Source organism: Arthrobacter sp. NPDC097144, assembly GCF_044762205.1.
In the GTDB taxonomy this organism is placed as follows: domain Bacteria; phylum Actinomycetota; class Actinomycetes; order Actinomycetales; family Micrococcaceae; genus Arthrobacter_B.
In genome coordinates this window covers 67,803-81,781 of record NZ_JBIWDW010000003.1, presented here as the reverse complement: position 1 = coordinate 81,781, position 13,979 = coordinate 67,803, and the positions used below count along the sequence as shown (strand labels likewise).

Sequence of the window (13,979 nt, the reverse complement as noted above, 5' to 3'; positions counted from 1 at the left end):
ATAATGATTATGTAACATCCGCTGCCTGTGGGGGGTCAGCGTGAGGTTACGACCGAAGCCAGCGGATTACCTCCGCTGGCTTCGCTGTATCCGTCTTAGCCCGGAGGCCGCCGCAGTTACTGCGCGTCGAGATCCGTTTCCAGGATCTTCACCAGGGCGTCCAGGGCTTCATCGGCGCCGTCGCCGTCAGCGCGAAGCACCACCACATCGCCGTTGGAGGCGCCGAGGCTCATGAGAGACAGCATGCTGGCGGCGTCCATTGCCTCATCAGCAGGCTCCCCCTCCATGGCAATGGTGACGTCCACCGGCTGTTCGGCTGCAGCCTCCGCGAAGATCGAGGCGGGCCGTGCGTGCAGGCCGACGCGGCTGGCAATTGTTGCTTTGCGTTCTGGCATGGTGATTCCTTCCGGTTGTACTTAGGCTGCTGAGGTGTGCGGGAGGCGGGTCACAGGCCCAGCTCCTCGAGGATGGCGAGCCGGCTGCGGACCGCTGACCGCGCCTCCGCTGCGGTGGCGGCGGCCAGGGCGGTTGCTGCCAGCTCCCGCGCTTCGTCAATACTCACGGAGGCCAGTACTGCACCCACGGTCGAGAGGGCGCGGGGCGTCATGGACAGGGTGTTCACTCCCAGCCCGGCGAGCACGACGGCGAGGGCGGGATCTGCGGCTGACTCGCCGCACACGCCCACGTTCTTGGGTGCGGACCCCGGTGCACCCTGGTCCGCGGCGGCCTCGGCCGCCCGGGCGCCGTCAACGGTGCTCTTGATCAGCCGCAGGACCGCCGGCTGCCAGGGGTCGTTCAGGGAAGCCAGGGACCCCAGCTGCCGGTCGGCAGCCATGGTGTACTGCGTGAGGTCATTCGTTCCCAGGGACGCAAAGCGGACCCTGGACAAAATTGCCTGTGCCATGACGGCTGCAGCCGGGACCTCAATCATCACCCCGGGAATTCCCAGCCCGGCTCCGGTGCACTTGACGGCGAAATCGGCAGCTTCTTCAGCGGTGGAAATCATGGGGGCCATGACCCACACATCGGCCTCATGGGCGCCCGCGGCAGCGGCAATTGCCTCCAGCTGGCGGCCGAGCACGCCCGGGGAAGACCGGTCGGTACGGTATCCGCGAACACCGAGGGCGGGATTTGGCTCGGTTGTGTCCGTCAGGAAAGGCAACGGCTTGTCCGCCCCGGCGTCCAGGGTGCGAACCACCACTTTCCGCCCGGGGAACGCCTCAAACACGGCCCCGTAAGCGGCTACCTGCTCCTCCATGGTGGGCTCTGAATCACGTCCGAGGAAACAGAATTCGGTGCGCAGCAGGCCGATGCCTTCGGCTCCGGCTTCCGCAGCCGCACGGGCGTCCTTGCCGGAGCCCACATTGGCAAGCAAGGGAACCCGGTAACCGTCCGACGTTGTACCTGTGCCGTCGAACACCGGCAGGGAACCGCGGGAGGCGTACTTCTGTGCCGCTTCCCGTTCGGCGGTACCTGGGTCCACCACGACCGTTCCGGCGGCACCGTCAATATAAAGTTCAGCGCCGTCGGCAATGGATTTGGAGCCCGGGGCACCAACTACGGCGGGAAGGCCCAGGGAACGGGCCAGAATGGCGGTGTGGGACTGCGGTCCGCCGCCGGAAGTGACCAGGCCGATCACTTTGCCCGGGTCCAGCGTGGCGGTGTCCGCGGGCGCAAGTTCCTCGGCGGTGAGAATAAAGGGAACATCGGAGGCAGGAATTCCGGGTGCCGGCAATCCGTCAAGCTGGGCGACTATGCGAGCGCGGACATCGAGGACGTCCTGGGTCCGCTCAGCCATGTAGCCGCCAAGGCTCTGCAGCATGGCGGCTACCTCCAACCCGGCCTCCCAGACGGCACGGTCCGCGGCCATGCCGGCGTTGATGTGCTTGCCCGCGGCCTTGAGCAGCATGGGGTCGGTGGCCATCATGGCTGTTGCATCCAGGACCGCCTTGGCATCTCCGCTGGCGGTTTCGGCACGGTGGCGCAGATCCGCCCGGACTTCTTCCGCGGCGTCCTTCAACCGGGCCTTTTCCCCGTCCACCGTGCTGTCCGCTCCAAAGGAAGCGTCAGCAGCGGGCTCGGGCACCGGCGGCGGCATCCGCAGTGAGGGGCCCAGGACCCGCCCGGCGCTGACTCCGATTCCCTTGATGGTCCGCATCAGTGTGCCTCTCTGTCCGTAGGGGTTTGGCTAGGCAATGACGGGCTCCTCTGCGCGTTTGGGAGCAGTCCACCGCTTCAGCGCAACATAGATCAATCCTGAGGCCACCATTCCAGCGAGGATAGCCACAATGAACATCAACAGGTTGCCAATCGCGAAGAACACGAAGATTCCGCCGTGCGGCGCCTGCGAAGTAACGCCGGTGCCCATGCAGATGGCGCCGGTTAGCGCACCGCCGATCATGCAGGACGGAATGACACGCAGGGGGTCGGCTGCGGCGAAGGGAATGGCTCCTTCGGAGATGAAGGCGGCACCGAGCAGCCAGGCGGCCTTGCCGTTCTCGCGGAGGGCCATCGTGAACTGCTGCTTGTCCACCACAGTGGCCAGGGCCATGCCCAGCGGCGGAACCATGCCGGCGGCCATAACCGCGGCCATGATCTCCCAAGGTGCCTGGTTTTGGACACTGCCTTCACCGAGGCCTGCGACGGCAAACGCGTAAGCCACCTTGTTGATGGGCCCGCCCAGGTCCGAACCCATCATCAGGCCCAGGACAATCCCCAGCACGACGGCGGCCGCTCCGGTCAGGCCGGACAGCCAGTTGTTCAGCCCCAGGGTCAGGGCGGCAATGGGTCCGCCCAGCACAAGGATCATCAGCCCGGAGGCTATCAACGACGTGATGAGCGGAATGATCACCACCGGCATCAGGCCGCGCAGCCACGAGGGAACCGTCCAGCTCCCCACCCACCGGGCCACGTAACCGGCCAGGAGGCCGCCGATCAGGCCGCCGATGAAACCGGCGTCCATGAACAGGGCCACTGCGCCGGCGGTAAAGCCCGGCGCTATGCCCGGGCGGTCCGCCAGGGCATAGGCGATGTATCCGGCGAGCGCCGGGACCAGGAAGCCCAGGGACAGGTTGCCGATCTTCCAGAAAACGGCGCCCAGATAGGTCAGGAGCCCCTGGTCCCCGGGATTGAACAGTGTTCCGCCGTCGAGGATCATGTCGCCGGTGAGGTTGCCGTCATCGTCGGACAGGGACAGCTCGTAGCCTCCGAGCAGGAAACCCAGGGCAATGAGCAAGCCGCCGCCCGCCACAAACGGAATCATGTAGCTGACGCCAGTGAGCAAAGCCCGCTTGAGCTGTCCGCCGAATCCTTCACCGCCGCCGCTGCTTTGCGGATCCCGCTCCTCACCTCCGCCTCCGCCGCCGGCCACCCGCCGGGCATTGGGATCCTTGGCCGCAGCAAGCGCCTCGTCGATCATGACTCCGGGTTCGTCGATGCCCCGCTTTACGGGACCGGAGACCACAGGGAGCCCGGCGAACCGGCCTTTGTCCCGAACGTCCACGTCGGTGGCGAAGATGACGGCGTCCGCGTTGCGGATGACCGATGGGTCCAGGGGAGTGGAACCGGCGGATCCCTGTGTTTCCACCTGAAGGTCGATGCCGCGCTCGGCGGCTACCGCAGCAAGGGAATCAGCAGCCATGTAGGTGTGGGCAATGCCGGTGGGGCAGGCGGTGACAGCAACCAGGTGCCGAATTTTCCCGCCGTCCCCGGTGTTTGCCCCGCTTCCGGCGTCGGCGGTTACCCCGGAGGCACGTGCACCGGCCGTGTGGGCGCCGCCGGAACTCCCGGAACCGGTCTCCGTGCTTCCGTCGCCGGTGCTCCCGGCGGCAGCCGCACCGGCGCCTGCCGCCGCGCCCGCCGCTGTACCAGTCCCCGTGGCGCTGCCGGTCCCTGCGGCGCTGGCCCCCGTCGCCGGAGCTGCATTGGCGGCACCTGGCGCCGTTCCGCCTGATTGGGACTCCGGCACCGGACCCAGTCCCAGTGCACCGTCCACCAGTTCAACAATCTCCTGCGGGGACTGCGCCGTTCGGAGGGCACCCGTGAAGTTCTTCTTGATCAGCGAGCGGGCGAGTTTGGACAGCAGCTGCAGGTGTTCCTGGTCCGCGCCTTCCGGAGCGGCGATGAAGAAGACGATGTCCGCTGGTCCGTCCTTGGCACCCCAGTCCACCGGAGGATTAATCCGGGCCATGGCCAGGGTGGCCTGGGTGACTGCTGAGGACCGGCAGTGGGGGATGGCAATGCCGCCGGGGACGCCCGTGGCCGTCTTGGCTTCCCGGGCCATGGCGTCCGCATACAACGAGTCGAAAGTGGTGGCGCGGCCGAGTGAGACCACGTTCTGGACCAGATGACGGATCACCTCGGACCGTTCGCTGCCCAGGTTTTGGTCCAGTGTGACCAGTTCCGGGGTAATGAGATCAGACATCAGTCGTTCTCCTTAGTGGATGCGGTCTGAGCGGGTGCCCCGTCAGAAACGGCTGCGTATCCTGCTATCTCCGTCACCGTCACGGCTCCGGGATCGGTCTGCGCCAACGTCGGAACGGTGGTTCCCGGCAGGGAGGCAGCGGCCGCGCCGTGCGCTACGGCCTGGCGCAGGCAGTCGCCGGGGGGATCGCCGGCCACGTTGGCCAGCAGGAATCCGGCCAGCGACGAATCGCCGGCGCCAACGGTTGAGCGCGGTTCCACCGGGGGACGGGTTGCCTGCCAGGCGCCTTCGGCGGTGACCAGCAGCGCACCCTTGGGACCGAGGGTGGCCAGGACTGCCCCGACGCCCTTGGCGATGAGGGTCCGTGCCGCCTCGACTGCAAGCAGCGGATCCGCTTCAAGTGCGTCTTCGCTGCCCACCCCGGTTACCTCGGCAAGCTCCTCCGCGTTCGGTTTGAGCAGATCGGGGGCGGCGTTGTGCAGAAGGGCTCCCAGCAGCGGAGGCCCGGAGGAATCGATCGCAATGCGCGGAGCGGACGCACCGAAGCGCTGGCGGACGGCATGGGCCACCAGGGCGTAGAGATCCGGAGCAGCTCCGGGCGGGAGGGAACCGGCCAGAACCAGCCATGAGGCCGGTGTACCGTCCTCGCCGGAGGCGCAAGCGCTGACCAGCAGGGCAATCAGGTCCTCCTGTTCGGCAGCACTCAGGGGCGGGCCGGGCATATTGATCTTGGTTGTGGTGCCGTCCGGCTCGGTGAGGGTGATGTTGCTCCGGACTGCCGAGTCAAGGGGCAGATTCACGTAGCGGATGCCGGCAGCGCGCAGCCCCGCCATCACGGGATCCTCGTCGCGTCCGGGCAGGACGGCAACCGACTCCACGCCGGATGCGGTCAACGCACGGCAAACGTTGACGCCCTTGCCCCCGGGTTCCTCGCTGATGGCTGCTGCACGCTGCACGGCTCCGCGGACGAGCACCCCGGGCAGCTCAACGGTCCGGTCCAGGCTGGGGTTGACGGTGAGGGTGACAATCATTGAACCACCATGTTCGAACTCCTGAAGGGGCTGCATACGGTCTGCATAAGGTTGCCGGTGCGCCCGCCGGGGACAGGGCGGGAATAACGGGGAAGGCCTGGGCCGGACACGGCTCCGAACAAGAGCGACGCCGGCGGTCCCTTTACGGGGCGCTGGATTTTCCGCATCAATACCCGCAATCCGCGGCACCCTAAAATGTGGCAGCTGCCACGTCCGGTGCGCTGAACCAACGGTATTTAGGTTGCAGGGTGATTGCAATGGGCGGCGTTTGCGGCGCCCTCCGGAAGTCCAAACGGACCCGGCCGGAATAGGGTGAGGGGATGCGCAACGTCCTGTGGTCCGTCCCTGCCGATGCCCGCGCGGGCACTCATCTCCTCGTGATGCTGCATGGGTACGGAGCGGACGAACACAGCTTCGCCCGCCTCTTTCCCTCCATTCCGGGCGGAATCACGTGCGCTGCTTTGCGCGGAACATTCCCCGTGGGGGAATCCCACGGCTGGTTCCTCCTGGATCCGTATCTGCAATCCGACACGGCTGAGGTGCTCCAGGCCGCCGCAGGAGTTTTCACCTGGCTGGACCGGACCATGGCCGAAGGGTCGTTCACCGGAGTCTCCCTGCTGGGGTTCTCTCAGGGCATGGCCATGGCCACCACCCTGCTCCGGCTGCGGCCCGAAAAGTTCGGGTCTGTTGTGGGCCTGTCCGGGTTCGTGGCCGAGAACGAATTGCTGGCCATGGCCGAACCGCTTCCCGAGCCGGTCCCGTACTTCTGGGGGCGGGACCGGAACGACTGGGTGATCAATGAAGACGCGATTTTCAGCACGCAGAATTGGCTGGAAAAAAATACTGCGCTGACTGCCCGGACATACCCCGGGATGGGGCACACTATTGGTGTCGATGAGGTTCGCGACGTCGGCCTTTTTCTGCAGCGTTATGTAGCACCCTAGGCCTGCTCTGGCGGGGAAAACAAAGATGGCTAACATCTATCCGGAACTAACCAAAATCCTTTTCGACTACTACCTAAGCATGCTTATGAAGTACAGTGGAGGAAAGCGCGGCCCACAGGCCGCACGGCAAAACAACGAAATCATCACTCGTTCACACAGCAAGGAGTAATCATCATGGGTTTCATTGCTTTCCTTATTCTTGGTCTTATCGCCGGTGCAATCGCTAAGGCAATCCTCCCGGGCCGCCAGGGCGGCGGCTGGATCGCTACCCTGGTCCTCGGTGTCATCGGCGCCCTGATCGGTGGCTGGGTCGGCGGCGCACTGTTCGACGTGCCGCTGGAAAAATTCTGGTCCATCCAGACCTGGCTCGTTGCCATCATCGGCTCCATCATCGTCCTCGTGATCTACGGCTTCGTTACTCGCAAGAGCAGCCGCGCCTAGTTTGTGAGTCCGCGCTCCGGCGCGGCGTTCTGCAGCAGGCTGCAGAGATAAAGCGGGACCGGCGGATAATCCGCCGGTCCCGCTTTTTTCATTCCTGCCTCACGTAGGCTTAACCGGTCCGGTGCCCTGCACCGGTTCGCCAGTGTCGAAAAGGAGCGTTGCCGTGGGATTTATCTCCAACCGTGCTGTCAAGGCTGCCGGAGGAACCGTCTTCGAAAAGGACGGGACACCGAAAGCTTCGCTGCTTCGGGCGATGGAACGTGCCGTGGAGGTCCAGCGTCCGCTGGTGCTCGCGAACATCCGCAGACTGCAGCGCAAGAACCCCGGTGCGACCCCGGAGCAACTGGTGTCCATCGTGGAGAAGCACTACCTGAATACCGTCACCGGCGGAGGAGCAGCCGTTGGCGCCACCGCCGTCGTGCCTGCAATCGGCACCGCGGCAGCCCTGGGACTCTCAGCCGCGGCAACTGTGGGTTTCCTGGAGGCCACGGCTTTCTATGCCCAGTCAGTCGCTGAGCTGCACGGTGTGCACCTCGAGGATCCGGACCGGTCGCGGACCATGGTGATGGCCATCATGCTCGGCGAAGAGGGAACTGCCATGATGCAGTCCGTTGCCGGACGCGGCGGGAAGCCCTGGGCCAGCTCCCTGGGCGGCATGCCCTCCGGCCTCATGGGCTCCGTGGGTTCCTCCATCCGCAAGCAGTTCATGAAGCGCATCGTGGCCCGGCAGGGAACGGCCATGCTCGGCCGCGCGCTCCCGCTCGGCATCGGTGCGGTGGTAGGCGGAGCCGGCAACCACGCCATGGGCAAGGGTGTCATCAAGACCGCCCGGCGCGCTTTTGGCCCCGCCCCGGATACCATCAGCGGAGAGCTGGCCGAGGAACTGCGTCAGATACCGGATCAGCCCTAGCCAAAAATGGCGTGGGCGATCGTGAAGATCACCAGCCCAGCGAGCGAACCCACCACAGTGCCGTTGATTCGAATGAACTGCAGGTCCTTGCCAACCTGCAGTTCAATCTTCTCTGAGGTCTCCTGCGCGTCCCAGTGCTCCACCGTCTCGGTGATGACGCCGGCAATATCGCTGCTGTAGGTCTTCACGAGGTAGCCGGCGGCGTCGGCAATCCAGTTATTGACCTTCGCCGCCAGCTCCGGCTCGGTTGCCAGGCGGTGCCCGAAGTCCTGCACGGCAGCCTTGAAGTTCCGTGTCAGCTCGCTGTCCGGATCATCCACCGCAGTGGTGAGGGCGTTTTTGATGGTGGCCCAGGTCTGGGTAATGAGTTGCTGCACGCGGGGATCATCCAGCACCTGTTCCTTGATTGCGTCAGCCTTGGCCATCACCGCAGGGTCTTCCTGGAGATCCCGGGCCAGGCCCTTGAGATAGTTGTCCAGGGCACGCCGCATTTCGTGATTCGGGTCCTCCTGCACGGCCCGCAGGAAGCGGCCCACCTCCACCTGCACGCGGTCACCCACCAGATCATCCACGAAGGACGGCACCCAGGACGGGGACCGCTGCGCCACCAGGTCCGAAATGACGCTTGGATTGGCAACCACCCAGTCACTGACGCTGTCCACCACCAGATTCACCAGCTGATGGTGGTGGCCCTCCTCGAAGACCCGTTCAGCGACGCGGCCCATCGGCGGGCCCCACGGCGGGTCAACCACATGCCGGCGGAACATGGACTCCAGAACCGTCTTGACGGCGTCGTCATCCAGCACACGGAGAATTCCGCGGATGGCGGCGGAACCCTCGATGGCCACCCGGGCCGCACTTTCCGGACGCTCAAGCCAGGCGCCTGCCTTTTGGGCCAGTTCCATGGAGCCCAGCTTCTGCGTAATGACCTCTTCGGAGAGGAAGTTGCTCTCCACGAACTGCCCCAGCGACGCACCGATCTGGTCCTTCTTGCGCGGAATGATGGCAGTGTGGGGGATCTTCACGCCCATCGGATGTTTGAACAGGGCGGTGACGGCGAACCAGTCCGCCAAGGCACCCACCATGCCTCCCTCTGCAGCCGCCCGCACGTACTGCAGCCAGGAATAACGGTCCTGCAGGGCGAAGGAAACAATGAACACCACAGCCAGGGCAACCAGCAGGCCCGTGGCGAGCGTCTTCATCCGGCGAAGACCCGCCGCGCGCTCGACATCATTCAATACCGGCATGCTCATGCTTCGCTCCTGTTTTCGTCCGCGCAGGCGCGCCGTGCGGCCGGTACCTGGAACCAGGCCAGTGCCGGAGATGAGTTCAAAGCCGCTCCTCTGCTTGTGCCGGTTCATCAGCCCCGGGCCAGTGGGCGCCGCGGCAGGACCGTCCAACCCATCTAATCAGTCTGCTTGCCAAGGCGCCATGCGGGCAAACCCGCGCCGCCCGGAGCATGCTGTGACCTGCGTCGCCGGTGTGTGGTTGAGTGGGGTCATGGTTACCCCCATTGAGGACTACGCGCTGGTCTCAGACCTCCATACCGGTGCCCTGATATCCCGCCGGGGAAGCATCGACTGGCTCTGCCTTCCCCGGTTCGATTCGGCGTCCGTGTTCGGTGCGCTGCTCGGAACCGAGGACCACGGCCGATGGCTGCTGGCGCCTGTGGGGGACGCCGCCGTCGATAGCCGCAGTTACCGGGGATCCACCTTCATCCTGCAGACCCGCTGGGCCACTGACACCGGCACCGCCCTGGTTACAGAGTTCATGCCGGTGGGCGACGGCCGGGCCTCCATCGTGCGCCGGGTGGAGGGAATCAGCGGAATCGTGCACATGCGCCAGGAATTGGAAGTGCGCTTCAACTACGGCACCGTCCTGCCGTGGATGCGCCGTGACCCGGACCCGCACGGTGAGCGGCTGCTGGCCGTGGCGGGGCCAAACGCGCTGGTGCTGCGCGGGGACAACCTGCCCAGGGCGGAGGACCACAAGCATGTTGGCCGCTTCACCGTGAGGGCCGGAGAGCGGGTCGACATGGAGCTGACCTGGCACCTGTCCCACCTCGAAGTGCCCCGGCTGACGGACGTCGATGCCGCATTGGCATCCACCGCGGAGTATTGGGAGGCGTGGGCGCTCCGGCGGGATCATGCAGGCCAATATGAGGAAGCCGTCCTGCGGTCACTGCTGGTGCTGCGGGCACTGACCCATGAGTCCACCGGCGGCATTGTTGCGGCCCCCACCACCTCGCTTCCGGAAACGGCAGGCGGAGAACGCAACTGGGACTACCGCTACTGCTGGCTCCGGGACGCCGCCCTGACACTGGAGGCAATGCTGGACCATGGCTACGCGGATGAGGCGCTCCACTGGCGCAACTGGCTCCTGCGGGCCGTGGCGGGGGATCCCGAGGATCTGCAGATCATGTACGCCGTGGACGGTGCGCGCGAATTACCCGAACGGATCCTGCCCCAGTTCTCCGGTTATGCGGGATCACTTCCGGTGCGCGTGGGAAACCGGGCCGTCAACCAATACCAGGCCGACGTCGTGGGTGAGGTTATGGTGGCCCTCGCCAAACTGCGGGACAAGGGCGTGGCGGAGGACAATTTCTCCTGGCCGCTGCAGCGCGCACTCATGACCTTCCTGGAACGCCATCTGGAGGACAAGGATCACGGGATCTGGGAAATGCGCGGGGAACCCCAGCACTTCACGCATTCCCGCGTGATGATGTGGGCTGCGTTTGACCGCGCTGCAACTGCCGCCCGCACCCACGGCCTGGACGGCCCGCTGGAGCTTTGGGAGGCGCTGCGGGACGGACTGCGCGAGGAAATCCTCCGCCGGGGCTACAACCAGAGCCTGAACTCCTTCACGCAGTACTACGGCAGCACCGAGGTGGACGCAGCCCTCCTGCAGCTGCCGCAGGTGGGCTTCCTGCCCTACGACGACGAACGCATGCTGGGAACGGTGGCCCGCCTGGAAAAGGACCTGCGCACGGACTCCGGCCTGTTGCTGCGCTATGTCACGCACAGCGGTGTGGACGGGCTGGAGCCGGGGGAGAACCCCTTCCTTGCCTGCAGCTTTTGGCTCGTGGAGCAGTACGCGGCCACCGGCCGGGCGGAGGAAGCCCGCGCGCTGATGGACCGGTTGGTGGCATACTCCAACGAGCTGGGCCTGCTCAGCGAGGAATATGACCCGGTCAACAACACGATGGCCGGCAACTTTCCCCAGGCATTCTCACACCTGGCCCTCGTCCGGGCTGCGGATGCTCTCAACACCATGGCTCCGCTCCCCGGGCAGGCTTCTTCCGCGCCGATTGGCGCGGATGTTTACTCCGCAGAAAGAAATAAATGAACCGTCAGAGTCTCTCCGCCTCCGCCATGGCAGCGCTGCTGTCCGTCAGCGCCGTCAATCACTTCCGCAATCCGCGGTTCTACAACGCCGTGGTTCCCCGCAGCATCAGCACGGATACCGGCGGGAAATACGGCGTCCTGACCCGCCGGCAGTGGACGCACGTCAGCGGGGTGCTGGAATTTGCCGCTGCTGCGGGTCTCCTGCTGCCGGCAACCCGCCGTACCGCCGCCACCGGGACCACCCTGATGTACGTGGCCTTCATAGCCGGCCACCTCAGCGCCCTGCAGCGGGCTTTCGGCCCCCGCGGATCCGAGCGGGAAAAGGCCATTCACCTGGCCAGGCTTCCGCTTCAGTTGCCATTGATCCGCTGGGCCTGGAGCCTGCGCGGGTAAAGGCTATGGCAACCGATCTGCTGGTGCTGTCCGACACCCATCTGCCCAAACGTGCGCGGGAGCTGCCGGCGCAGCTCTGGCACGACATCGAGTCTGCTGACGCCGTGATCCACGCCGGGGACTGGGTCAGTGAGGAATCGCTTGATGAAATGCTGCAGCGCTCCCGCAGGCTGGTGGCCTGCTACGGCAACAACGACGGCGGGGCGCTGCGGTCCCGGCTGCCCCTGATTGCCACGGCCGAGGTGGAACAGGTGCGGCTGGCGGTCATCCACGAAACCGGTCCGGCCGCGGGCCGGGAGAAGCGCATGGATGAACAGTTCCCTGATCTGGACCTGCTGGTCTTCGGGCACAGCCACATTCCCTGGGACACAGTTACCCCTGCCGGGCTGCGGCTGTTGAATCCCGGATCGCCCACCGACCGGCGCCGCCAGCCGTACTGCACGTACCTGCGGGTAAAAGTCGAGGGGAAAGCCGTCACCACGGAACTGGTGCGGCTTCCCCCTCGGAAGGCTTAGGGTGCTGCGGGCTTAGTTGGTGCCCGGCGTGAACACAACCTTGATGCAGCCGTCTTCCTTCTTCTGGAACTTCTCGTACAGGTCAGGTGCTTCTTCCAGGCCGGCGCGGTGGGTGACCAGGTTGGTGACGCCCAGCGGGTCCGCCGGATCCTCGACGAGCGGCATGAGGTCATCGGTCCAGCGCTTGACGTTGCACTGGCCCATGCGCAGGTTCAGCTGCTTGTCGAACATGGACATCAGGTTCATCGGATCGGCCGTGCCGCCGTACACGCCGCTCAGGGAGACGGTGCCGCCGCGGCGGACGGCGTCAAGGGCTCCGTGCAGGGCGGAGAGGCGGTCTGTGCCGGCGGTTTCCATGGCCTTCTGGGCCAGCTTGTCCGGCAGCAGGCCCACGACGGCCTGGGCAGCTTTGCCCACGGGGGAGCCGTGGGCTTCCATGCCGACGGCGTCCACGACGGAGTCCGGTCCGCGCCCGTCGGTCATTTCGCGCAGCTCGTCGGCGACGTCCTTGTGCAGGTCCAGGACTTCGACACCGTACTGGGCGGCGAGGTTTCGGCGTTCCTCCACCGGCTCAACGCCGATGACGCGGTAGCCCAGGTGCGTGCCGATGCGGGCTGCGAACTGGCCGACCGGACCCAGGCCGTACACGGCGAGGGTGCCGCCGTCGGGCACATTGGCGTACTGCACGCCCTGCCAGGCGGTGGGGAGGATATCCGAGAGGAACAGATAGCGGTGGTCCGGGAGTTCCTTGCCAACCTTGATGGGGTTGTAGTCGGCCAGCGGAACCCGCAGGTATTCAGCCTGTCCGCCGGGGACGGAGCCGTACAGCTCGGAGAAGCCGAACAGGGCGGCGCCGGAGCCCATGTCACGGACCTGGGTGACCTCGCACTGGGTCTGCAGTCCCTGGCGGCACATGTAGCAGCTGCCGCAGGCGATCTGGAAGGGAATGACCACACGGTCACCCTTCTTGAGGCTGGTGACGGCCGAGCCGACCTCTTCCACGATGCCCATGGTCTCGTGGCCGAGGATGTCGCCTTCCTTCATGTACGGCATCAGGACGCCGTACAAGTGAAGGTCGGAGCCGCAGACGGCAGTGGACGTGACCCGGATGATGGCGTCGGTGGGTTCCTGGATGGTGGGATCAGGTACTTGCTCCACGCTTACGGAGTTCTTTCCCTGCCATGTAACTGCTTTCACGTGCGATCCTCCTGCTGATTGCTTTGGGTGCTTTGAAAGTACGTAGGTCCTACTATCTCAAATAGTAAGGGTACTGACAAAACCGGCAGTTGCATCGGTAATCCGCAGCAGGGCTGTTTGCAGGAGGCCGCGCCGGCCGCAGCACGCTACGGGGACAGGGGGCCGGGGCCCGGGCGGACTCCCGGACGCTCCGCCAGTACCCGGGGGTCCCGTTGCAGGAACGCTCTTTCCATGGCTTCCTCGTTGGTCAGCGCCGTGCCGGGAAAGAGGGAGCCGCCGGGGCCAGTCGCAGGAGGCTCGGAACCGAGCCGGCAGACGGGAAGGGTGTCCGGCATCAGGATTTCCACCGGCACCGCTTCGCGAAGCCCGGAAGGGCCACCCGGTCCGCCCGCAGGTGCGGCGCCGGCGGCGCCGGCAGCACCGGCGGCAACAGCGGCGTCGGCACCGCAGCGGAGGTTATGCAGCGCGCCGGGTTCCACGTGTTCGGCCTTCAGCAGGTTCACGCGCACTCCGGCTCCGAGGGCCCCGGTGTGGGCCAGGATGTTTACCAGAGTTGGATACGTGGAGGCGGTGAGGCATCCCCGGACTTCCAGGCACGCCAGCCCCAGCTGTGTGTCAATGCGGACCAGGACCCGAAGAGCGTGGTCGGTTGAGGGGTACTCCCGCGAGTGGCTGAGCATCGAATTCTCCGCACGTGTATGTGGCAGACGGCCTTTGCTTAACCGGTTAACCGACGTTAGCCCACTGGCTGCTCCCTGTCTGCACCCCGACGCCGGTTACC

At 65.7% G+C, this 13,979-nt stretch carries 13 protein-coding genes; 6 read left to right on the top strand and 7 right to left on the bottom strand.

Features of this window, described 5'->3' with window-relative positions:
* Window positions 1-116: 116 nt before the first annotated feature.
* Genes ACIQXM_RS07375 through ACIQXM_RS07360 form a run of 4 tightly spaced genes read right to left on the bottom strand, consistent with a single transcriptional unit; the run spans window position 117 to window position 5,454 of the window.
* Window positions 117-395, bottom strand: coding sequence for an HPr family phosphocarrier protein (locus ACIQXM_RS07375; protein ID WP_400929811.1), 279 nt, complete (start codon window positions 393-395; stop codon window positions 117-119).
* Window positions 396-445: 50 nt separating this feature from the next.
* Window positions 446-2,158: a phosphoenolpyruvate--protein phosphotransferase gene (ptsP, locus tag ACIQXM_RS07370; protein ID WP_400929808.1), complete on the bottom strand. Its 1,713-nt coding sequence runs from the start codon at window positions 2,156-2,158 to the stop codon at window positions 446-448.
* Between the two features lie 30 nt (window positions 2,159-2,188).
* Window positions 2,189-4,423 (bottom strand): fructose-specific PTS transporter subunit EIIC, encoded by a 2,235-nt coding sequence (locus tag ACIQXM_RS07365; protein ID WP_400929805.1) that lies wholly within the window; start codon window positions 4,421-4,423, stop codon window positions 2,189-2,191.
* The gene (locus ACIQXM_RS07360) at window positions 4,423-5,454 is read right to left on the bottom strand and encodes a 1-phosphofructokinase family hexose kinase (RefSeq protein WP_400929802.1); all 1,032 of its coding nucleotides are present in this window, start codon (window positions 5,452-5,454) and stop codon (window positions 4,423-4,425) included. The genes ACIQXM_RS07365 and ACIQXM_RS07360 overlap by 1 nt, the downstream gene beginning before the upstream one ends.
* 320 nt (window positions 5,455-5,774) lie before the next feature.
* On the opposite strand from ACIQXM_RS07360, the gene ACIQXM_RS07355 reads away from it, so the two are divergent.
* From ACIQXM_RS07355 to ACIQXM_RS07345, 3 genes are all read left to right on the top strand, one after another.
* A complete protein-coding gene (locus ACIQXM_RS07355) occupies window positions 5,775-6,398 on the top strand; it encodes an alpha/beta hydrolase (RefSeq protein ID WP_400929799.1) in 624 nt (207 codons plus the stop codon).
* 174 nt (window positions 6,399-6,572) lie between these two features.
* Window positions 6,573-6,839 carry a GlsB/YeaQ/YmgE family stress response membrane protein gene (locus ACIQXM_RS07350; protein WP_400929796.1) on the top strand — a complete coding sequence of 89 codons (267 nt, stop codon included), beginning with the start codon at window positions 6,573-6,575 and terminating at the stop codon, window positions 6,837-6,839.
* A 163-nt stretch (window positions 6,840-7,002) separates the two neighbouring features.
* Window positions 7,003-7,749, top strand: coding sequence for a hypothetical protein (locus ACIQXM_RS07345; RefSeq protein WP_400929793.1), 747 nt, complete (start codon window positions 7,003-7,005; stop codon window positions 7,747-7,749).
* On the opposite strand, the gene ACIQXM_RS07340 is transcribed toward ACIQXM_RS07345, so the two are convergent.
* Window positions 7,746-9,002, bottom strand: a complete 1,257-nt coding sequence (locus ACIQXM_RS07340; protein ID WP_400929790.1) for a DUF445 domain-containing protein — start codon at window positions 9,000-9,002, stop codon at window positions 7,746-7,748. The genes ACIQXM_RS07345 and ACIQXM_RS07340 overlap by 4 nt on opposite strands.
* 178 nt (window positions 9,003-9,180) lie before the next feature.
* Between ACIQXM_RS07340 and ACIQXM_RS07335 the strand changes: the two genes are divergently transcribed.
* From ACIQXM_RS07335 to ACIQXM_RS07325, 3 genes are read left to right on the top strand one after another with little or no spacing between them, the layout of a single operon-like run.
* A complete protein-coding gene (locus ACIQXM_RS07335) occupies window positions 9,181-11,094 on the top strand; it encodes a glycoside hydrolase family 15 protein (RefSeq protein WP_400929787.1) in 1,914 nt (637 codons plus the stop codon).
* The gene (locus ACIQXM_RS07330; protein WP_400929784.1) at window positions 11,091-11,486 is read left to right on the top strand and encodes a hypothetical protein; all 396 of its coding nucleotides are present in this window, start codon (window positions 11,091-11,093) and stop codon (window positions 11,484-11,486) included. Before ACIQXM_RS07335 ends, ACIQXM_RS07330 begins: the two co-directional genes overlap by 4 nt.
* A gap of 5 nt (window positions 11,487-11,491) precedes the next feature.
* Window positions 11,492-12,001 (top strand): metallophosphoesterase family protein, encoded by a 510-nt coding sequence (locus ACIQXM_RS07325; RefSeq protein ID WP_400929781.1) that lies wholly within the window; start codon window positions 11,492-11,494, stop codon window positions 11,999-12,001.
* Between the two features lie 12 nt (window positions 12,002-12,013).
* Here the strand turns inward: ACIQXM_RS07325 and ACIQXM_RS07320 are convergent, their stop codons facing one another.
* Window positions 12,014-13,198: a zinc-dependent alcohol dehydrogenase gene (locus ACIQXM_RS07320; RefSeq protein ID WP_400929778.1), complete on the bottom strand. Its 1,185-nt coding sequence runs from the start codon at window positions 13,196-13,198 to the stop codon at window positions 12,014-12,016.
* A gap of 146 nt (window positions 13,199-13,344) precedes the next feature.
* The gene (locus tag ACIQXM_RS07315; RefSeq protein ID WP_400929774.1) at window positions 13,345-13,878 is read right to left on the bottom strand and encodes a hypothetical protein; all 534 of its coding nucleotides are present in this window, start codon (window positions 13,876-13,878) and stop codon (window positions 13,345-13,347) included.
* Between the last annotated feature and the right edge of the window lie 101 nt (window positions 13,879-13,979).

Excerpts from the sequence above, each read along its gene's own strand:
- ACIQXM_RS07365 (WP_400929805.1), bottom strand. The coding sequence starts at position 4,423 with ATGTCTGATCTCATTACCCCGGAACTGGTCACACTGGACCAAAACCTG.
- ACIQXM_RS07330 (WP_400929784.1), top strand. The coding sequence starts at position 11,091 with ATGAACCGTCAGAGTCTCTCCGCCTCCGCCATGGCAGCGCTGCTGTCC.
- ACIQXM_RS07315 (WP_400929774.1), bottom strand. The coding sequence starts at position 13,878 with ATGCTCAGCCACTCGCGGGAGTACCCCTCAACCGACCACGCTCTTCGG.
- ACIQXM_RS07350 (WP_400929796.1), top strand. The coding sequence starts at position 6,573 with ATGGGTTTCATTGCTTTCCTTATTCTTGGTCTTATCGCCGGTGCAATC.
- ACIQXM_RS07360 (WP_400929802.1), bottom strand. The coding sequence starts at position 5,454 with ATGATTGTCACCCTCACCGTCAACCCCAGCCTGGACCGGACCGTTGAG.
- ACIQXM_RS07375 (WP_400929811.1), bottom strand. The coding sequence starts at position 395 with ATGCCAGAACGCAAAGCAACAATTGCCAGCCGCGTCGGCCTGCACGCA.
- ACIQXM_RS07355 (WP_400929799.1), top strand. The coding sequence starts at position 5,775 with ATGCGCAACGTCCTGTGGTCCGTCCCTGCCGATGCCCGCGCGGGCACT.
- ACIQXM_RS07335 (WP_400929787.1), top strand. The coding sequence starts at position 9,181 with ATGCGGGCAAACCCGCGCCGCCCGGAGCATGCTGTGACCTGCGTCGCC.
- ACIQXM_RS07325 (WP_400929781.1), top strand. The coding sequence starts at position 11,492 with ATGGCAACCGATCTGCTGGTGCTGTCCGACACCCATCTGCCCAAACGT.
- ptsP (WP_400929808.1), bottom strand. The coding sequence starts at position 2,158 with ATGCGGACCATCAAGGGAATCGGAGTCAGCGCCGGGCGGGTCCTGGGC.
- ACIQXM_RS07340 (WP_400929790.1), bottom strand. The coding sequence starts at position 9,002 with ATGAGCATGCCGGTATTGAATGATGTCGAGCGCGCGGCGGGTCTTCGC.